General features: G+C 67.7%; 20 protein-coding genes. 5 read left to right on the forward strand and 15 right to left on the reverse strand.

Features of this window, described 5'->3' with window-relative positions; translation table 11 throughout:
- Positions 1–144 precede the first annotated feature (144 nt).
- The 13 genes from ACESMN_RS02065 to ACESMN_RS02125 form a co-directional block, all read right to left on the reverse strand.
- The gene (locus ACESMN_RS02065) at positions 145–438 is read right to left on the reverse strand and encodes a helix-turn-helix domain-containing protein (protein WP_373051927.1); all 294 of its coding nucleotides are present in this window, start codon (positions 436–438) and stop codon (positions 145–147) included.
- A 16-nt stretch (positions 439–454) separates the two neighbouring features.
- Positions 455–1,480, reverse strand: coding sequence for a tRNA dihydrouridine synthase DusB (gene dusB, locus ACESMN_RS02070; RefSeq protein WP_373051928.1), 1,026 nt, complete (start codon positions 1,478–1,480; stop codon positions 455–457).
- A gap of 19 nt (positions 1,481–1,499) precedes the next feature.
- The gene (locus tag ACESMN_RS02075; protein WP_373051929.1) at positions 1,500–2,258 is read right to left on the reverse strand and encodes a DUF3426 domain-containing protein; all 759 of its coding nucleotides are present in this window, start codon (positions 2,256–2,258) and stop codon (positions 1,500–1,502) included.
- Between the two features lie 48 nt (positions 2,259–2,306).
- Entirely contained in the window at positions 2,307–3,188 is an 882-nt protein-coding gene (gene prmA, locus ACESMN_RS02080) for a 50S ribosomal protein L11 methyltransferase (protein ID WP_373051930.1), read from the reverse strand.
- Entirely contained in the window at positions 3,185–4,531 is a 1,347-nt protein-coding gene (gene accC / locus ACESMN_RS02085; protein ID WP_373051931.1) for an acetyl-CoA carboxylase biotin carboxylase subunit, read from the reverse strand. Before accC ends, prmA begins: the two co-directional genes overlap by 4 nt.
- A gap of 34 nt (positions 4,532–4,565) precedes the next feature.
- A complete protein-coding gene (gene accB, locus ACESMN_RS02090) occupies positions 4,566–5,036 on the reverse strand; it encodes an acetyl-CoA carboxylase biotin carboxyl carrier protein (RefSeq protein ID WP_373051932.1) in 471 nt (156 codons plus the stop codon).
- A gap of 6 nt (positions 5,037–5,042) precedes the next feature.
- Complete coding sequence (gene aroQ, locus ACESMN_RS02095; RefSeq protein ID WP_373051933.1) at positions 5,043–5,486, reverse strand: type II 3-dehydroquinate dehydratase; 444 nt, start codon at positions 5,484–5,486, stop codon at positions 5,043–5,045.
- Positions 5,487–5,694: 208 nt separating this feature from the next.
- A complete protein-coding gene (locus tag ACESMN_RS02100; RefSeq protein ID WP_373051934.1) occupies positions 5,695–6,273 on the reverse strand; it encodes a TlpA family protein disulfide reductase in 579 nt (192 codons plus the stop codon).
- Positions 6,270–8,564 carry a protein-disulfide reductase DsbD gene (dsbD, locus tag ACESMN_RS02105; RefSeq protein ID WP_373051935.1) on the reverse strand — a complete coding sequence of 765 codons (2,295 nt, stop codon included), beginning with the start codon at positions 8,562–8,564 and terminating at the stop codon, positions 6,270–6,272. Before dsbD ends, ACESMN_RS02100 begins: the two co-directional genes overlap by 4 nt.
- Positions 8,552–8,896, reverse strand: coding sequence for a divalent-cation tolerance protein CutA (cutA, locus tag ACESMN_RS02110; RefSeq protein ID WP_373051936.1), 345 nt, complete (start codon positions 8,894–8,896; stop codon positions 8,552–8,554). Before cutA ends, dsbD begins: the two co-directional genes overlap by 13 nt.
- A complete protein-coding gene (locus tag ACESMN_RS02115; protein WP_373051937.1) occupies positions 8,893–9,687 on the reverse strand; it encodes an efflux RND transporter periplasmic adaptor subunit in 795 nt (264 codons plus the stop codon). The genes cutA and ACESMN_RS02115 overlap by 4 nt, the downstream gene beginning before the upstream one ends.
- Before the next feature lie 13 nt (positions 9,688–9,700).
- On the reverse strand, positions 9,701–10,978 hold the full coding sequence (locus ACESMN_RS02120; protein ID WP_373051986.1) for a TolC family protein: 1,278 nt from the start codon (positions 10,976–10,978) through the stop codon (positions 9,701–9,703).
- 47 nt (positions 10,979–11,025) lie between these two features.
- Entirely contained in the window at positions 11,026–11,574 is a 549-nt protein-coding gene (locus ACESMN_RS02125) for a thioredoxin family protein (RefSeq protein ID WP_373051938.1), read from the reverse strand.
- Between the two features lie 168 nt (positions 11,575–11,742).
- On the opposite strand from ACESMN_RS02125, the gene ACESMN_RS02130 reads away from it, so the two are divergent.
- The 5 genes from ACESMN_RS02130 to ACESMN_RS02150 all read left to right on the forward strand — a co-directional run bounded on the left by ACESMN_RS02130 (position 11,743) and on the right by ACESMN_RS02150 (position 16,653).
- On the forward strand, positions 11,743–12,207 hold the full coding sequence (locus ACESMN_RS02130) for an FxsA family protein (RefSeq protein ID WP_373051939.1): 465 nt from the start codon (positions 11,743–11,745) through the stop codon (positions 12,205–12,207).
- 174 nt (positions 12,208–12,381) lie between these two features.
- Positions 12,382–12,672 carry a co-chaperone GroES gene (groES, locus tag ACESMN_RS02135; RefSeq protein ID WP_373051940.1) on the forward strand — a complete coding sequence of 97 codons (291 nt, stop codon included), beginning with the start codon at positions 12,382–12,384 and terminating at the stop codon, positions 12,670–12,672.
- 49 nt (positions 12,673–12,721) lie between these two features.
- Positions 12,722–14,377, forward strand: coding sequence for a chaperonin GroEL (gene groL, locus ACESMN_RS02140; protein ID WP_373051941.1), 1,656 nt, complete (start codon positions 12,722–12,724; stop codon positions 14,375–14,377).
- A gap of 312 nt (positions 14,378–14,689) precedes the next feature.
- A complete protein-coding gene (locus ACESMN_RS02145; protein ID WP_373051942.1) occupies positions 14,690–15,319 on the forward strand; it encodes an OmpA family protein in 630 nt (209 codons plus the stop codon).
- 371 nt (positions 15,320–15,690) lie between these two features.
- Entirely contained in the window at positions 15,691–16,653 is a 963-nt protein-coding gene (locus tag ACESMN_RS02150; protein WP_373051943.1) for a sigma-54 interaction domain-containing protein, read from the forward strand.
- 54 nt (positions 16,654–16,707) lie between these two features.
- Here ACESMN_RS02150 and ACESMN_RS02155 read toward each other — a convergent pair whose 3' ends face one another.
- Both ACESMN_RS02155 and ACESMN_RS02160 read right to left on the reverse strand, forming a co-directional pair.
- Positions 16,708–17,202 (reverse strand): nitrous oxide reductase accessory protein NosL, encoded by a 495-nt coding sequence (locus ACESMN_RS02155; protein WP_373051944.1) that lies wholly within the window; start codon positions 17,200–17,202, stop codon positions 16,708–16,710.
- Positions 17,203–17,240: 38 nt separating this feature from the next.
- Complete coding sequence (locus ACESMN_RS02160; protein WP_373051945.1) at positions 17,241–17,846, reverse strand: nitrous oxide reductase accessory protein NosL; 606 nt, start codon at positions 17,844–17,846, stop codon at positions 17,241–17,243.
- Positions 17,847–18,176 lie beyond the last annotated feature (330 nt).

Raw genomic sequence — 18,176 nt, forward strand, 5'->3', positions numbered from 1 at the left:
TTCCGCATGGCCCACTAGGGATCATCAGGATAGGCGCCCATCCGCAGAGAAAACCCTCCCTCACCCCCGCCCCTCTCCCGCAAGCGGGAGAGGGGCGGATGGCACGCGATATCGGCGTTAACGGCGGGCGTGCCGCCCGGCGGCTCAGACCAGCTGGTGGGCGCGCAGCTTCTTGCGCAGTGTCGCCCGGTTGAGCCCCAGCAGTTCGGCCGCACGCGTCTGGTTGCCGCGGCAGTGTTCCAGCACGCAGGTGAGCAGCGGGCGCTCCACCTCGGACATCACCAGCGCGTAGATCTCCCCCGCTTCCTCCACCCTGAGGTTTGCGAAATACTCGTCCATTGCGTGGCGGACACATTCCGACAACCGGCTGCCCGTAGCGGGCGCCGCCCCTGCCGGGGCCGGCTCGTGGTTATGCACCGCGTGCGTCGAGGCGTTCATCCGGCAATTCCCCCTGTCACTGCGTTATGGCTTCCCGTTGTGTGCCGTCTGCTCCGCGGGACCCGCCCGCGGGCGGGTTCGAGGGCGGAAGGAACAGCGCCGCCAGCGCGTCCAGCTGCCTCGAGGCATCGGTGAGAGCGAGCAACGGTCTCCGGTCTACTTCGGGCCGGTTGTGCTCAAGATACCAGCCTATGTGCTTGCGTGCGATACGCAGGCCCTGCTCCGGGCCGTACTGGCGGTGCACCGCCAGTACGTGGTCGTGGATCAGGCGGCCCAGTGCCAGGCCGCGGGGTGCAGGCGTCACGGGCCGGCCCGCGAGCGCGGCGCGGACCTGTCCCGGAAGCCAGGGCCTGCCCTGGGCGCCGCGCCCGATCATCACGCCGGCGGCTCCTGTCTGCGCCATCACCGCCAGCGCCCGTTCGGGCGAGGTGATGTCGCCATTGGCCAGCACCGGTATGCGGGTCGCCGCGACGACCGCGGCAATGGCGTCGTAGTCGACGCCACCGCGGTAGCCGCAGGCCCGGGTTCGGCCATGGACACTGATCATCTCCACACCGGCGGCCTCGGCCAGCCGGGCGATATGCACCGCATTGACGTGCCCGCGGTCGAGTCCGAGCCGCATCTTCAGGGTTACCGGGACGGACACGGCCCCCTTCAGGGCCCTCAGCAGTCGCTCTACCAGGGCCTCGTCCGCCAGCAGCGCCGATCCCGCGGCCCGGCTGCAGACCTTCTTTGCCGGGCAGCCGAGATTCAGGTCGATGATGTCGGCGCCCCGAGCGACATTCTCGCGCGCGGCCCGTGCAAGCGCATCGGGATCGTTCCCCAGGAGCTGCACGATCCTCGGGCCAGGCTCGCCGCGATGATCGAGGCGATGGCGGCTCTTCGCGGTGTGCCAGAGGCGGGCGTCGGAGGTCACCATCTCCGATACCGCCGCGCTGGCTCCCAGGACGCGGCACAGCATCCGGAACGGGCGGTCACTGACACCGGCCATCGGCGCGAGGAACACGACCGGGTCGGGAATTTCGTGACTTCCAAGAATCAAGCTGCCGGGACCTGCCATGTCAGAGCGTACGCACCGAGATGCCCTCGGTCTCGCCGGCGGGCCGGTCGACCACCAGCCGCAGCCGGTGCACCTCGCCCGCCTCCAGCATCCGGCCCGTATGGGCCGGGCCGAGGTATTCCTCCGGTTTCCACCGTGCCTGTGCGAGCTTGCGCCCGAAGCGGTCGGAGAGTGCCAGTTCCAGCTGTGGCCAGGGCTGGGGCCGGTCCAGTTCGTTGCTGATCCGCATCTCCAGACGCAGCCAGCCGTGCGCCTGTTGCTGCAGCTGCAGGCCGGTGATCCGGATCGATCCCGGGATCTGTCCGCGCGGGCCCGGACAGGGCAGGTGCCGGCACAGCGCGTTGCTGAGTGCGGCGAGCTCGGGGTGCGGTTCGAGTGCCGCCCGTTCGTGGATCAGAAACTGGAGGAACAGCATCGCGATCAGCGCGATGCCTGCGATCAGGCCCCCGATGCGGAAACGCCAGTGGCGGCTGTGTTGCAGGAGCCGGCCGGTTGCGGCCGACGCCCCACTGCGGGAGGCCGGCCGCCGGGGCGGCGACGGGCGTTCTGCGGCGCTGGTGTGGCCGGGCACCGGTACCGGCAGTACCGGTACCGGGTCCATGCGGGCGCCGTCCCGGGGCAGGCCGACCAGTTCGATCTCCAGCGCCGGGAAGAAGGCAAAGCCCATCCCGCAGGCCTCGCAGCGCTGGCTTCCCGGACTCCGGCCCGACTGGTATCGGACGGCGTGCCCGGTGCCGCAGTGTGGACAGCGCACGATCATGCGGGCCGCACTCCCGTCAACGCGCAACGGCGCGGGCGCGACCGGACGTCAGCGCCGACGGCCGTCGAGCAGCACCCAGCCATCGCGCTGCGCTCCGATGTCGATCTCGAAGTCATCCCGGTAGGCTGCCATGACTTCCCCGGCCTGCCAATCCAGCAGGCCGGCCAGCAGTATCCGGGCACCCGGCCGTGCACTCTGCGCGAGTTTCGGCGCGAGCGCCACCAGGGGGCCGGCGAGGATGTTGGCCAGGACCAGATCGAAGCCCGCCTCTGGTGGATCCGCATCGGGCAACGCGGTGTCGAGTCTCGCGGCGTCGATGTCATTGCGTGCGGCATTGCCCTGCGTCGCCAGCACGGCCTGGTGGTCGATGTCCACGCCCAGCGCGTAGGCCGCACCCAGCTTCAGTGCCGCGATGGCGAGAATGCCGGAACCACAGCCGTAATCCAGCACGCGCTGATCCCGCGGGGGGGCGCCGGCAAGCGCGGACAGGCACATCGCGGTCGTCGGGTGGCTGCCGGTGCCAAAGGCGAGTCCTGGATCGAGGTGCACGAAGACGCCCCCGTCCACGTCCGGCGGTGCCTCCCAGGAAGGCACGATCCAGAGATCGCCACCACTGTGGATGCTCGTCAGCCCGGCCAGGCCCGCACGGATCCAATCCTGGTCGGCGATCGTGGAGACCCGGATGGCGGTCCCCGCGAACGGGTATGCCGCGAGGGCCACCGCGGCGATCTGCGCCCGCAGGTCGTCTGCGAAGATGGCCGTCAACCGCACCGCGGTCCAGAGCGGGTGGCTGCCCGGCGGCGGCTCGAACAGGGGCTCGTCGCCCGCGTCGCCCAGCTCGACGCTCGCCGCACCCAGTTCGAACAGCCTCTGCTCGATCGCCTCCGCCTGGTCCGAGGCCGCCTCGAGTTGCAGCTCGGTCAGACTCACGCGCCGATCTTCAGCCGCTTTTCCAGGTAGTGGATGTTGGTGCCGCCCCGCTGGAAGTTCGCGTCTTTCATCAGATCGATGTGCAGCGGGATGTTGGTGTTGATGCCGTCGATCACGATCTCGCCCAGCGCGCCGCGCATCCGGGCGATCGCGATCTCGCGCGTGGGGCCGTAGGCAATCAGCTTCGCGATCATGGAGTCGTAGTACGGGGGCACGGTGTAGCCGTTGTACAGGTGGGTGTCCATCCGGATCCCCGGGCCGCCGGGCGCGTGGTACTGGGTGACGGTCCCCGGACTCGGCAGGAACCGGACGGGATCCTCGGCGTTGATGCGGCACTCGATCGCGTGTCCCTGAATGCATACGTCCGACTGGGAGAAGGAAAGGGGTTCCCCCGCGGCGATGCGGATCTGCTCTCGGACGAGGTCGACACCGGTGACCTGCTCGGTGATCGGATGCTCGACCTGGATCCGGGTGTTCATCTCCATGAAGAAGAAACGGCCGTTCTCGAACAGGAACTCGAAGGTACCCGCGCCGCGATACCCGATCTCGAGGCACGCACGGTTCAGGCGCTCGATCATCGGCGCGCGCTGTTCCGGGGTGATGCCCGGCGCCGGAGCCTCTTCGATCACCTTCTGGTGCCGCCGCTGCATCGAGCAGTCCCGCTCGCCCAGGCAGACCGCGTTCCCGTGCGTATCCGCGAGCACCTGGAATTCCACGTGGCGCGGATGTTCAAGGTACTTCTCCATGTACAGGGCGTCGTTGGCGAAGGCCTGCCGCGCCTCCGTCCGGGTCAGCGCAATCGCGCTGAGCAGGGAGCCCTCGGTGTGCACCACGCGCATCCCGCGGCCACCGCCGCCGCCGGAGGCCTTCACGATCACCGGGTAGCCGATCTCCGCCGCCAGCCGCAGATTCTCATCCGGATCGTCGCCCAGGGCTCCGTCGGAGCCGGGCACGCAGGGCACGCCCGCCGCGATCATCGCGTTCTTCGCAGAGACCTTGTCGCCCATCAGCTGGATGGTCTCCGCCCGCGGGCCGACAAAGGCAAACCCGCTGGACTCCACGCGCTCGGCGAAATCCGCGTTTTCCGACAGGAAGCCGTAACCGGGATGGATTGCCCCGGAATCGGTGACCTCGGCCGCCGAGATGATCGCCGGGACGTTCAGGTAGCTTTCCGTCGAGGAGGCCGGCCCGATACAGACGGACTCGTCGGCCAGCCGCACGTGCTTCAGGTCGCGATCCGCCTCCGAATGCACGGCGACCGTCGCGATTCCCATTTCCCGGCAGGCGCGGAGAATGCGCAGGGCGATCTCCCCGCGGTTGGCGATCAGGATTTTCTCCAGCATCAGGGGGGCCCCGTGTCGTTCCGCCTTCCGGCAGTCAGTCGATGATGAACAGCGGCTGTCCGTATTCCACCGGATGCGCGTTCTCGACCAGCACCTCGCGGATCGTGCCTGCCTGGTCCGCCTCGATCGGATTCAGCATCTTCATCGCCTCGATGATGCAGAGCGTGTCTCCGACCTCCACGAGGGAACCGATCTCGACGAAGGAGGCCGCCCCGGGACTCGGCGCTCGATAGAAGGTCCCGACCATCGGCGCCGTCACGCGATGTCCCGGAGTCTCCTCCGGCTCCGCCGCGGCGGAGGCTGCGGCGCTGGCGGCGGGTGTCGGGGATGGCGCCGGTCCGGGCATGGCCTCGGGCGCCGCCATCGACGGGGCGAGGTAGGTGGTCTGTGCGCCGGGTGCGCTGCGCGTGATGCGCACCGACTCCTCGCCTTCGTGAATCTCGATCTCGTTGATGCCGCTCTCTTCCAGCAGGTCGATCAGTTTCTTGACCTTCCGAATGTCCATGATGAACTAGCGCTCCTCGATGGCTGCAATGGCGGCGTCCAGCGCCAGCCGGTAACCGGTCGTTCCGAGCCCCGTGATGGTTCCCGACGCGATGTCCGAGAGGTAGGAATGGCGACGGTACGGCTCGCGCGCATGGACGTTGCTGATGTGGATCTCTATGAAGGGAAGGGCGACCCCCAGCAGTGCGTCGCGCAGGCTCACGCTCGTGTGGGTCAATCCGCCCGGATTGATCAGGATCCAGGCCACCCCTTCCCTGGCGGCCGCGTGAATGCGATCGATCAGGATGCCCTCGTGGTTGCTCTGGAAGCAGGTGAGTGCGTGCCCCGCCTGTTCGGCCCTGTTACCGAGGTCGGCCTCCAGCTGTGCCAGCGTTGCAGTTCCGTAACGCTCCGGTTCGCGGCTCCCGAGCAGGTTCAGGTTGGGGCCGTTCAGCAGCAGGAGTTCAGCCATTTGAAGGTGGTATCGGTTACGATCCGGTCGGGAATCTGTCGGAAACGTGCAACAAGTGCCCGCTTTTGATCCGGGGATTCTGCCGCAGCGGGGAGGTGTCTGTCCAGCCGGCGCACGGAGGGCGCCACAGGCCCGGGGCGGCGCCGGTGCTGTCCGCTGCGAGGGGGGCAGCGGTTCCGAGGATCGCGGCGCGCAGGGCGCGCGGCGTTCACAGGTAACGCTGGAGCCAGGCGTCCAGCTCGTCTCCCGTGACCTCGCCGCGGTGCATCTCGCGGATGAACCCGTCGCGGTCAATGATCACGGTGTAGGGCAGGGCGCCGATACGATTGCCGTACTGGCGGCCGACCGCGATGGCGTCGTCCTGGCCGATCAGTACCGGGAACCCGATGCCGAACTCATCCACAAAGGCGCGGGCCGCGTCGAGTTCGTCCACCGCGACCGCAACGATGGTGAAGCCCTGATCCGCGTGCCGCTCGTAGCGGTCCTGGAGCATCGGCATCTCCTTCTTGCACGGCGGGCACCAGGTCGCCCAGAAGTTCAGCAGCACCAGGTCGCCGTCCCATTCGCTGAGCTGACGGGGCTGTTCGTCGAGATCAGGCAGCGTGAAGTCGATACGCGGTGCCGCGGCGGCCTCCGGCGCCTCCGAGTCCTGCCCTGCCGATTCGTCGCCCGGGGTCCTCGGCTCCGCGACGACGGGAAGGTGGAGGAGGCTCAGCGCCAGCAGCGCGAGGCTGGCGACGATGCCGGTTGTGCGGCGACGCCGGCGCCATTCGATTCCGCCGGTCACGGTCGGACCCCGATGCTCTGGTCGGCGTGCGCGAGGAAGCGGTCCGCGTTCAGATAGCCCACAACGCGCCGGTTCCGGAGTTCCTGGCCGTCGCGGTCGTAGAAGACCATCGCCGGCGGGCCGAAGAGGTTGAATTCGCGCATCAGGTCGCGGTGTGCGGAGGTGTTGTCCGTGACGTCGGCCTTCAGCAGATGCACGTCGCTCATTGCCTGGATCACGCGCGGATCCTGGAAGGTCGTCCGCTCCAGGCGGACGCAGTCGACGCACCAGTCGGCGTAGAAGTCCATGAACACGGGCTGGTTGCGGTCGGCCGCGGCGGCGACCTCGCGCTCGACGTCCGCCAGCGTGTCTACCTTGGTGAATTCCAGCTCGCCGGCGCGCTGTCCACCGTCCGTTCCGACCATCACCCCCGGCGCGCTCAGGCCGGCGAGCGGCCGGAACATGTCCTTGCCCCCCGTGGCGGCGCCGATCATCAGGATCACGCCGTACACCAGCAGCACCAGCCCGATGCCCTTCCACAGGCTCCGCCATCCGGACGCGCCCTCGGGCAGGGACTGCAGGGCGCCCATGTAGATCGCGGTGACGATGAACAGGGCGGACCAGAGGAACAGCGCCACCTCGCCGGGAATCACCCGCTCCAGCAGCCAGACGCCCATCGCCAGCAGTCCGATTCCGAATGCCGCCTTCACCGTGTCCATCCACGGCCCGGCCTTGGGCAGAATCTTGCCCGCCGAGGTGCCGATCGCCAGCAACGGCGCGCCCATGCCCATGCTCAGCGCGAACAGCGCGATGCCGCCGAGAATGGCATCCCCGGTCTGGCTGATGTAGAGCAGCGCCCCGACCAGCGGGGCGGTCACGCAGGGACCCACGATCAGGGCGGCGAGGAACCCCATGATCGCGGCACCAATCAGCGTTCCACCCTCCTGACGGTTGCTCAAGCCGGACAGGCGGCTCTGGATGCCGGAGGGCATCTGCAGGTCGTAGAAGCCGAACATGGACAGCGCCAGCAGGATGAACACCAGCACGAAGCCGCCGATGATCCAGGGATTCTGGAAGGCGGCCTGCAGGTTTGCGCCCGCCAGGCCCGCGAACACGCCGGCCAGGGTGTAGGTGAAGGCCATCGCGAGCACGAAGGCCAGCGAGATGAAGAAGGCCTTGCGCGTGGTCAGGTTCTTCTGCCCGACGATGATGTTCGACAGGATGGGAATCATCGGGAACACGCAGGGCGTGAAGGTGAGCAGCAGGCCGAAGCCGAAGAATGCCAGTGCCACCAGCCAGATCCGGCCGTCGGCGAGCTGGGCGGCGATGCGGTCCTGCTCCGTGACTGGCATGTCATCGACCGCGGGACGGCGTTCCGTGCCGGTCGGCGGCACCTCCCCCGCCTCATCGGCGAGCGTGGCCGGGAAGGATACGGCCACGTCCTGGGTCAGGGGCGGGTAGCAGACGCCGAGATCGGCGCAGCCCTGATAGTCCACCGCCAGCACGATCTCGTCCGTGTCGTCGGTGCTGCGCAGCACCGGGACCAGGATCTCGACGCTGTCGCGGAAGGTTTCCGTTTCACCGAAGAACTCGTCCTCGATCAGGTTTCCGTCCGGGGGATTCACCGGTCCCAGTTCGATGCCGTCGCCCTCGGCGATCCTGACCCCCAGCTTGTCACGGTAGAGGTAGTAACCCTCCGCGATGTCGAAGCGCAGGACCACCGCATTCTGGCTGATCGCGCGGGCGCTGGCCGCAAAGGCGATCTCCGGTTCGAGCAGCTCTTCCTCGTCGAGGAGGTCGCCGGTGATCGCGCCAAGGGTCTCCAGTGCACCCGAACGGCCCGCCGGGGCTGCATCGTCGGCTTCGGGCCGCGCCGGCAGGGTCAGGCTGACGGTCTGGAAATGCGGCGGGTAACAGACCCCGAGATCCGCGCAGCCCTGCGAGCGCGCGGTGAACTCGATCTCGCGGCCGTCCGCCGCGGCGATCGGGAGCTCAATATCGATCCGGTCCCGGTAGGTCTCGACCCGTCCGAAGAACTCGTCTTCCTTGACGGTTCCGTCCGGAATGCGCGGTTCCCCGAGTTCCAGCCCCTCGCCCTCCGGGGTGAAGCGGAACTGTTCGCGGTACATATAGTACCCGTCTGCGATGTTCCAGCTGACCCTGACGGTATTGGCATCGATCGTCTCGGCCTCGATCGCGAAGGCGTCGTCCGGGTCCAGCAGGTCGTCGTCGAACAGTGCGGAGGCAAGGGTGGGGACGAGCAGGAGGCCCAGCAGCAGCGGCAGCCAGTTCCTGAGGTTCATCGGGTGCATTGTTCGATCCAGTCAATGTAGTCGGGTAGCCCGGCGCTGATCGGCAGGGCGATGATTTCGGGGGTCTCGTAAGGATGGCGGGCCGCCAGCCAGGACTCCAGCGCGCGATAGCGCTGCACCGAGGTCTTCAGCAGCAGCGTGTGTTCCTCCGCCTCTTCCACCTGTCCCTCCCAGAGGTATACCGACCGACCGGGCGATAATATATGGACGCAGGCGGCAAGCCGTTGTTCCACCACCTCGCGCGCCAGCCCGGTCGCGACGTCCCCGTCATCGACCGTGGTGATGACCAGCAGCGCCTCGGCGCCCGCATGCAGCGTGTCGGCATCGCTCATTCGGCCTCCCGCAGCAGCACGCGGGCCGATTGCCCCGAGCGCAGTTGCACGGTCTCAGGCGGCGCGAAGCGGACCTCGACCCGATAACCCGGGCCAAAGCCGATGTCCTCCTGTTCCCAGCCGATTCCGCTGATCCAGCCTGGATGGACGGTGCCGGAGCCGACATCCACCTCCACTTCCTGCTCCGGCCGCAGCCTGGCCGCGGTCTCGGCATCGACGGTTGCCTCCGCGCGCATCGTGTCGGTGCTGCCGATGGCGGCCAGCATCGGGGGCGCCAGCACCGGGCTGATCGCCTCGCCGATCGAGACGGTCACTGTCAGCATGCGGCCCGCGGCGGGCGCGCGAACCCGGCTGTCCTCCAGGTCGATCCGGATCCCCTGCTGTTCCGCCTCTGCACGGGCGAGCCGCGCGGCGGCCATCGCCCGCTGGATGCGTGCAAGCTCCAGTTCGCGCACGGCGATCAGCGTGCGGTCATAGAGTTCCTCGGCGCGTTCGACCTCGCGGTCGGCCTCGGACAGGTCGAGTCGAAGTCGGTCGATCTCGGCGGCCATGGCGCGTGCGTCAGCCTCGAGGCGCCGCGTGTCGAGTGTGAACAGTAGCTGACCGGCCTCGACGACGTCGCCGGGGCGGACCGCGACCTCGCGCACCACCGCGGCGAGGGGTGTGGAGACGGTGTAGCGCTCGCCCCAGTCCAGTCGGGCCTCCAGCTCGATGGCGGCCGCGGGAAGCGCGGTGGCGAGCGTGGCGCCGAGAACGCCGGCGGCGAGCAGGAGGCTGCGGAATCTGCTCATGTCGAAGGCTCCGTCAGGGGTCCGGGGGGAACGCGCTCAGCGCAGGATCGCCGACCAGCACGGCGAGGCGTTCGAAGGCCAGTGCCAGGGCATATTCGTTGGCCGCATTGAAATGGGCGGCTGCGCTTTGCTGCACCATGGAGTCACCGAGGTCGGCCCTCTCCTCCATGTCGTAGAGCGCGCGGGCCCGGTCGATGTACAACTCGCGGTAGTCCATGCGTGCGACGGCTTCATCGCGCTGGGCCAGGAGCGCCTCGATCTCGAAGTACAAGTCACGCGCGGCGGCCCGGACCTCGAGCATCGACTGCGCGAGTTCCGCCTCCGCAAGGTGCCGTTCCGCCGTCGCCTGTCCGACGCCGGCATCCTTGCGTCCGCCCCGATAGAGCGGGATCTCCAGGAGCAGACCGACGGTGGCCGGGTTGCGCTCGGTACCGAATTCGCGGTTCCACCAGCCCAGCTGGGCATGTGCGCTGAGGCGCGGCCGGTGCTGCGTCCGTGCCGCGGTCGCGCGTCGCTGGGCGACCTCCACCTGTGCCCGGCGTGTGGCGATCTCCGGGCTTTCCCGCTCGATCACCTCGAGCAGCCCGTTCAGGTCGGGAAGTTCGGGGAGGCTCAGGGGCAGCACCGGGCCCAGAACCTGCGCCGGCGCCTCCCCGGGGCGGTTCAGGGCCGCGCCGAGCTCGGCGCGGCTCCTGCGCTGAGCCTGCCGGGAGCGCAGACGCTGGGTGCGCGCGGTCTGGTACGCGGCCTCGAGGTCGAACAGATCGATATCGGACACCTGGCCGAGTTCGCCCCGGTCTCGGGCCCGTTCCAGGCTCACGAAGGCCGAGGCCATGGCCTCGTTGTCCCGCGCGAAGGCGAGATCGGCCAGGAGTACGTCGAAATAACGCCGCATCACCTCCAGCCGGTGATGCGCCCAGGCAAGTTCCTCCTCGGCGCGCGCGATCTCGGCCTCGCCCGCGCTGGCCGCGACCAGGCCGCTGGTGTGTCCGAAATCGCTCAGGAGCTTGCGCGCCACCAGCAACGCCCGGGAATCGTTGCTGCTGTCGTCCGGGGGGTTGTCGTTGGGATCGATCCAGCGCGGATTCAGGATCGCATCGACGGTGATGTCATCCGATGCGCGCTCTCCCTCGAGCCTTTGCTCCGCCTGCTCGCGCAGCGCACGGGCATGCCCGAGGGCGGGGTGGTCGGCGTCGATCGCGGCCAGGGCGGCCTCGAGCCGCAGCGGCTGCGGCAGGGGCGCCGGCGTGGCCTCTGCGAAGGACTGTCCGGGCAGGAGTGCCGCAATCAGTCCGGGCAGCGCCAGCAGGAGGCGGAGACCGCTGTGCACGGCGCCTCCTAACGCGTTGCGCGCTTGAAGCGCGTGAAGTTCATCTGCCGGTAGTGGCCGTCCGCGACGAATTCGCCGAGCTGCAGGAATTCCTGCGCGTCCCGGGTGGCGCCGGTAAAGCGCACCGTCGGCTCGCCATCGAGATCGAAGAACTGGAACACCGGCGTGGCGCGCACGCGGAATTCGCGAAAGGCGAATTCGGACTGGCGCAGGCTGTTGCCCTGGAAGTCGGTGATCTCGATGTCGCCTTCCACGTCGATGCTGAAGATCGCGAAGTGTTCGCGGTAGAACTCCTGGACCTCGGGCCGGTTCAGGACCTGCTGCTTCATTCGGTGGCAGAACGGGCACTCTTCCATCTCGAAGAAGATCAGGATCCCCTTCTTGCCGCCGGCACGGGCGTCCTCCAGTTCCTCCTGGAAGTCGCCGAAGGTCGGGTGGAAGAAGTGCGCGTAGGGATCGCGCGGATCGACGGCCGCCTGCAGCGCAGACGCAGCGGGCAGCAGGAGGAAGGTCGCGGCGACCAGCGCCAGCAGAATGCGGTTGAGCGTCGTCAGCATTGGGGGCTCCACGGTCCGTAGACATCTGCAGCTTCCGCAATGACGCGCCAGCCGACCGAAAATTCCAGGTTCCGTGCCACGGTCGCGGTCACGGCGATGCCGGAGCCGCCGGAGTCGACAGCAACGGGTCTTCGGTGTTGCAATGGGGTGCCCGCGACGGAGTCTGCGATGCGTCACCCCCTGTTCCCGCTCTTCCTGTTTCTTGGCGCGGTCCTGCTCGAGATCTTCGGATTCGCGTGGGTCGGGGGCGCGGTCGGCGCGCTGACCACCGTTGTTCTGGTTGTGGTCACCGCGGCGGTGGGTCTGCTGATCTTCCGGATCCAGGGCTTTGCGCACTGGCGGCGCATGCAGGAGCTGCTGGCGCGGGGCGAACTCCCCGCGCGGGAGCTGCTCGAGGCATGGCTGCTGGTTGTTGCCGCGGTGCTGCTCCTGGTCCCCGGATTCTTCTCCGACGCCATCGGCTTTGCGCTGCTGGTGCCGCCACTTCGCGCCTCCGCCGCCGCCGGGCTGCTGCGGCGCCGGGCGGTCTGGACCTCGGCCGGGGGTCAATCGGCCTCTGCGGATACGGAGACGATCGAGGGCGAGTTCCGCAAGCGGGATAACGATCACCTGACCGACCGGCACGACCGGTGACCCTCCGCCCGCCTCGCGGGCTCCCCTTCCCCGCAGGCTGACATCGGGGCGTCGCGCCCCTTGACAGCCATCTTTCTGCTCCTATCATTAGCACTCGTGCGGGTCGGCTGCTAACAGCGCCGCCGCCAAATCCCCCAACGTTTTTCAACGAGAACATCTGAGAGGAGTTCGTCCATGAATCTGCGGCCCCTGCACGATCGCGTGATCGTGAAGCGTATGGAAGAAGAACGCACCACCCCCGGCGGGATCGTGATCCCGGATTCCGCGGCGGAAAAGCCGATCCGCGGTGAAGTCGTCGCCGTCGGCAAAGGCAAGATCCTCGAGAACGGCGACGTGCGCGCGCTGGACGTCAAGGAGGGCGACAAGGTCCTCTTCGGCAAGTACTCCGGCACCGAAGTCAAGGTCGGTGGCGATGACGTCCTTGTGATGCGCGAAGACGACATCATGGCGGTGATCGAGGGCTGATGCCCCTCCGTCCGGTCCCCAGTCAACAGGTTCAGGAGAGAATTCAGAAATGAGCGCAAAAGAAGTCCGTTTCGGTAACGATGCACGGACCCGCATGGTCCGCGGCATCAACGTCCTCGCCAACGCGGTCAAGGTGACCCTCGGTCCGAAGGGCCGCAATGTCGTGCTGGACAAGGCCTTCGGGGCCCCCACCGTGACCAAGGACGGCGTGTCCGTCGCGAAGGAGATCGAGCTCGAGGACAAGTTCGAGAACATGGGTGCCCAGATGGTGAAGGAGGTCTCCTCCCAGACCTCCGACGTGGCCGGAGACGGCACCACCACCGCGACCGTGCTGGCCCAGAGCATCGTGCTCGAGGGCATGAAGTCGGTAACCGCGGGCATGAACCCGATGGATCTGAAGCGCGGTGTGGACAAGGCCGTGATCGCCGCGGTGGAGGAGCTGAAGAAGCTCTCCAAGCCCTGCAACGACAGCAAGGCGATCGCCCAGGTCGGCACGATCTCCGCCAACGCCGACGAATCGATCGGCGAGATCATCGCCGATGCGATGGAGAAGGTCGGCAAGGAGGGCGTGATCACCGTCGAGGAGGGCTCCTCGCTCGAGAACGCACTCGAGGTGGTCGAGGGGATGCAGTTCGACCGCGGCTACCTGTCCCCGTACTTCATCAACAACCAGCAGAGCATGAGCGCCGAACTCGACGACTGCTTCGTGCTGCTCTATGACAAGAAGATCTCCAACATCCGCGACCTGCTGCCGGTGCTCGAGGGCGTGGCGAAGACCAGCAAGCCGCTGCTGATCGTTGCCGAAGACATCGAGGGTGAGGCGCTCGCCACGCTGGTGGTGAATACCATGCGCGGCATCGTCAAGGTCGCGGCGGTGAAGGCCCCCGGTTTCGGGGATCGCCGCAAGGCCATGCTGCAGGACATCGCGGTGCTCACCGGTGGCCAGGTGATCTCGGAAGAGGTCGGTCTGTCGCTGGAGAAGGCCAGCGTCGAGGACCTGGGCCGCGCGAAGAAGGTACAGGTGACCAAGGAGAACACCACCATCATCGACGGCGCCGGCAACCCCGGCGACATCAAGGCGCGGGTCGACCAGATCCGGGCCCAGATCGAGGAGGCCACCTCCGACTATGACAAGGAGAAGCTCCAGGAGCGCGTCGCGAAGCTTGCCGGGGGCGTGGCCGTGATCAAGGTCGGTGCCGCCACCGAGGTGGAGATGAAGGAGAAGAAGGCCCGCGTGGAAGACGCGCTGCACGCAACCCGAGCCGCGGTCGAGGAAGGCGTGGTGCCGGGCGGCGGTGTCGCGCTGCTGCGCTCCCTCGAGGCGATCGGCGACCTGAAGGGCGCAAACCACGATCAGGACATCGGCATTACAATCGCGCGCCGGGCAATGGAAGAGCCGCTGCGCCAGATCGTGATGAACTGCGGTGAAGAGCCGTCCGTGGTGCTGAACAAGATCCGGGAAGGCGAGGGCAACTACGGGTACAACGCAACCACCGGCGAGTACGGTGACATGATCGCGATGGGGATCCTCGATCCCACCAAGGTGACCCGTACTGCGTTGCAGAATGCGTCCTCTGTCGCCGGGCTGATCATCACCACCGAGGCGATGGTCGCCGAGCTGCCGAAGAAGGACGACAAGGGTGGCGCGCCTGGCATGGACGAGATGGGCGGCATGGGTGGTATGGGCGGCATGGGCATGATGTAAGGCCGGCCCGTCCGTCGAAGTGACCGGAAAGACCCCGCTCTGCGGGGTCTTTTCGTTTGGTAGGACCCCGTGGCCGGGAGTGCGAAGGCCGGCGCCGCTAACCGCTCTGTCGCGAAAAAGTCACACACGTTGCCTTATGGACACATTTTTTTGCCTTCAGGGGTGCAAAACCGTTACGCTTGTGCCAATATCAAGATGTTGCGGGAAGTCTGTGCGAATCGGGTTTCGTGCCCCGGGCAGCCCGTGGAGGGCCCAAGGTTTTTGCAATCATCATTCCGGATGAACCGGATTCACTGTGAGGAGACCGAAAATATGCATGGCAAGAAAATCAAGAATTTCCTGGCGCTGTCCGTCGCCGGCCTGGCAATGAGCGGCATGGCTTCCGTGAATGCCCAACCGGCGGCAAACCCGGCTGACACCACCGGTCAAGCCGTTGTGGACGGCAGCGGAGACTGTGTGCGCACCACTCAGTGGTCGCCCGAGGGCGTCACGCACGAGTACTGCGAGGGCTACATCCAGCCCGTGGCGGAAGAGGCCCCGGCCCCGGCACCGCCGCCCCCGGCCCCTGCTCCCGAGTTCACCACCACGACCCTGAGCGCCGAGACGCTCTTCGACTTCGACAGCGCGACGCTGCGTTCGGAAGGACGCGAGACGCTGAGCGAGCTGGCGGAAAGCCTGACCGCCGCGGACGTCACCTACACCTCGGTGCTGGTTGAGGGTCATACCTGCAACATCGGTCCGGCCGAGTACAACCAGACGCTGTCCGAGCGCCGTGCCGAGAGCGTGGTCGACTACCTGGAGAGCGAGGGCGTGCGTCCCGACGCGATCCGCATGGTCGGCTATGGTGAGGAACGTCCCACCGCCGACAACTCGACCCGCGAGGGCCGCGAGCTGAACCGTCGCGTGGAAGTCACCACCGACGTTCGCCAGCGCGTCCGTTAATCGACTGCGACGCGCGCGTCGACCGGCCACCAGGCCGGTCGGAGCGACGGGGCCCCGCTTGCGGGGCCCTTTCTTTTTTGCGGACCCCCCAGGTGGGCCCCTTAGGGGAGCAGCCTCTGGGCGACATTCCCCGACGCCGGATCGCCGACAGGATCCGCCTTCCACGGGGCTCGTGGGAGGGGTTTTCGTGGGAGCGGCTTCCAGCCGCGATCCGGCTTTCCGTGCCCAGGGCCATCGCGGCCAGAGGCCGCTCCCACGAAACCACTCCCACGAAACCGCTCCCACGCTGAACCGGCGACAGGGCTCGCCCCCGGTGCCCCGGGCCGGCCTTTGCTAGAATCAGGGTCTCAGACGGCGTTATGGTCCCCGTGATGCACACCGAAAACATCCTCGGTCAGTCCCCGGAACTGGAGACGGTGCTGCGCGCCGCCCAGCTGGTCTCGAAGGCCGACTGCCCCGTGCTGATCCTCGGCGAGAGCGGCACGGGAAAGGAAGAGTTGGCGCGGATGCTGCATCGCCTGAGCCCGCGTTCCGGAGGTCCCTTCATTGCGGTGAACTGCGGTGCGTTGCCCTCGGAACTGGCGGAGTCCGAACTCTTCGGCCACCGTCGCGGCGCCTTCACCGGGGCGGAACGCGACCATCCGGGATTCGTGGGTGCCGCCGAGGGCGGAACCCTCTTCCTCGACGAGATCGGTGATCTCCCGCTGTCGCTGCAGCCAAAGCTGCTGCGGTTTCTGGAGCGGAGCGAGAGGCAACCCCTGGGAGACCCATGCGCGCGGAAGGCCGATGTCCGCGTGTTGACGGCCACCCACCGGGACCTGCACGCGGCCTCGGACCAGGGCTACTTCCGGCGCGACCTCTTCTACCGTCTGCATGTGGTGCCACTGGAGCTGCCGCCGCTGCGCCTGCGCGGCAATGACGTGCTGCTGCTCGCCGAGCACTTCCTGGCCGAATTGGCGCAGAGACACGGCGCGGTCGCACCCCGTCTGGACCGGTCGGCGCGGCGGGCATTGCTGGCTCACCCCTGGCCCGGCAACGTGCGGGAGCTCCGCCACCTCTGCGAGCGGCTCGTGCTTCTGCTGCCCGGACAGGTGCTCGGTGCGGAAAACCTGGGCCTGCGGCACGCCTCGGGCGCAGATCCGAGGTCGCCCGCGGAACCGGGGAATCTGGTGGAGCTCCCCGCGGAGGGTCTCGAACTCGAGGCCCTGGAACACGACCTGCTCCGCCAGGCGATGCAACGGACCCGGGGCTGCAAGGCCAGGGCGGCCCGGCTTCTGGGACTGAGCCGCAACACCCTGCTGTACCGGCTCAAGAAGCACGCGATCGAGGACTGACGCGCGACCGCGACAGCCGCGGTGCGCGTCCTCCGGACGCCGCGGGCTCGCGACTCACCGGATGCGGCCGGCGTCGAGCCTCTCGATTAGATCCGGCGTGACCTCCTCGAAGCGCAGTATGCGCGCGCCCTGATGGTCCTCCATGAACTCCTGTGCATCGACCTCGCTTTCCAGCGGCACCAGTTCGTGCCCCATCGGGCCCAGCACGTCGGAGCCGATCACGTACCACGCCGCACGGGCATCGATGCGCGCGAGACCGTAGTACTCGGTGACGCCGATCGCGCTGATCTCGTCCGGGGTCCGGTCCGGCGCGTAGCGCGGCAGGTCGAACAGGTACTTGAACAGGTCCTTGGCGCCATCGAAGTGCTCTGTGTGACCGTCGCCGTAGAGCACGGTGGCAATCCAGGCCGGGTAGCGTGCGACCAGCATTCCGCACACCGGACAGGTATCCCGCATTTGCGGGTCCGGTACCTCGATGCCGGCCGCCGAGGCAGAACCCGGCAGGGCCAGGGCAATCAGGATCAGCAACCGCAAGACAGAGTTGTGCATGGGATCCTCCTCCCGTGTTCACGTTGACCCGGCCGCGCTCACTGCTGCTGCTCGCGTCGCGCGCGCCGTTCCGCGCGGCGACGGCGAATCATTGCCGTGTCCCGGGCCATGTCCAGGTAGGCGGCGGTGAGCGCAGTGTCGAAGCCCCCCGGTTCGCCGCCGTGCGCGGCCTCCGCCGCCTCTGCGGCTGCCGCCGACGCGAAGGCCATCTTGCTCCGTGCGGTCATGGTCCCCGGCAGCGCACTGCCGATCAGGTAGCTCGCGTCATCCACATTCACCAGGGGGCGCGGCGTCAGCTCGCTGCCGAAGTCCGCCGCGTAGATGGCCTTCGGACCCCGATCGATGTTCAGGCTCAGGCTGATCGCCACGCAGTGCAGCGAGCAGGTCGGATCGACTCGTCCGTCGTCGTAGTGCACCAGGTGCCGGCTGTGGTGCCACTGCCTGCGGTCCATGCCGCAGTAGGGGCAGCGGGGGTATTTTTCCAGTTCGTCCACCAGTGGTTCAGGGTCGGGCGACGTCCTCGGCATGAACTGCAGCGGCGTGCCATCACCCTCGCAGGCAGGTGGTTCGTCCGCACCAACCCGCCCGAATGCGCCCAGCAGCCCGATCGTCATCGCGCCCTTGATCATCTGTCTCCTGTGCATGTCCTGCCTCCGTTTGTCGTCGTTTGCTTCGTGACTGCGCCGTGCCCGAGCGTCAGGCCTACTGGGCCTACTGGGCCTACTGGCCTGAGGGGTCTCCGGGGTACCGGGCGAGCCGGATCCGGACACGCTCGAGCCATCCATGGGCGCTTGAAGTCGGCCATCCATGGCCTCCTACAGTCCGGATCCGGCTCACCCGGTACCCCTTTGAACCGCTGCCGGTGGGCGAGCCCAATCCGGACACGCTCGAGCCATCCATGGGCGCTTGAAGTCGGCCATCCATGGCCTCCTACAGTCCGGATCCGGCTCACCCGGTACCCCTTTGAACCGCTG

The sequence above is a fragment of the Thioalkalivibrio sp. genome (assembly GCF_041690275.1).
In the GTDB taxonomy this organism is placed as follows: domain Bacteria; phylum Pseudomonadota; class Gammaproteobacteria; order Ectothiorhodospirales; family Ectothiorhodospiraceae; genus Thioalkalivibrio.

Bases quoted from the DNA above. Each gene is read 5' to 3' on its own strand.
- ACESMN_RS02145 (WP_373051942.1), top strand. From the start codon at position 14,690: ATGCATGGCAAGAAAATCAAGAATTTCCTGGCGCTGTCCGTCGCCGGC.
- groL (WP_373051941.1), top strand. From the start codon at position 12,722: ATGAGCGCAAAAGAAGTCCGTTTCGGTAACGATGCACGGACCCGCATG.
- accC (WP_373051931.1), bottom strand. From the start codon at position 4,531: ATGCTGGAGAAAATCCTGATCGCCAACCGCGGGGAGATCGCCCTGCGC.
- ACESMN_RS02125 (WP_373051938.1), bottom strand. From the start codon at position 11,574: ATGCTGACGACGCTCAACCGCATTCTGCTGGCGCTGGTCGCCGCGACC.
- ACESMN_RS02150 (WP_373051943.1), top strand. From the start codon at position 15,691: ATGCACACCGAAAACATCCTCGGTCAGTCCCCGGAACTGGAGACGGTG.
- ACESMN_RS02075 (WP_373051929.1), bottom strand. From the start codon at position 2,258: ATGATCGTGCGCTGTCCACACTGCGGCACCGGGCACGCCGTCCGATAC.
- ACESMN_RS02115 (WP_373051937.1), bottom strand. From the start codon at position 9,687: ATGAGCAGATTCCGCAGCCTCCTGCTCGCCGCCGGCGTTCTCGGCGCC.
- ACESMN_RS02065 (WP_373051927.1), bottom strand. From the start codon at position 438: ATGAACGCCTCGACGCACGCGGTGCATAACCACGAGCCGGCCCCGGCA.
- ACESMN_RS02160 (WP_373051945.1), bottom strand. From the start codon at position 17,846: ATGCACAGGAGACAGATGATCAAGGGCGCGATGACGATCGGGCTGCTG.
- ACESMN_RS02130 (WP_373051939.1), top strand. From the start codon at position 11,743: ATGCGTCACCCCCTGTTCCCGCTCTTCCTGTTTCTTGGCGCGGTCCTG.
- accB (WP_373051932.1), bottom strand. From the start codon at position 5,036: ATGGACATTCGGAAGGTCAAGAAACTGATCGACCTGCTGGAAGAGAGC.
- dsbD (WP_373051935.1), bottom strand. From the start codon at position 8,564: ATGCACCCGATGAACCTCAGGAACTGGCTGCCGCTGCTGCTGGGCCTC.
- aroQ (WP_373051933.1), bottom strand. From the start codon at position 5,486: ATGGCTGAACTCCTGCTGCTGAACGGCCCCAACCTGAACCTGCTCGGG.
- groES (WP_373051940.1), top strand. From the start codon at position 12,382: ATGAATCTGCGGCCCCTGCACGATCGCGTGATCGTGAAGCGTATGGAA.
- ACESMN_RS02155 (WP_373051944.1), bottom strand. From the start codon at position 17,202: ATGCACAACTCTGTCTTGCGGTTGCTGATCCTGATTGCCCTGGCCCTG.
- cutA (WP_373051936.1), bottom strand. From the start codon at position 8,896: ATGAGCGATGCCGACACGCTGCATGCGGGCGCCGAGGCGCTGCTGGTC.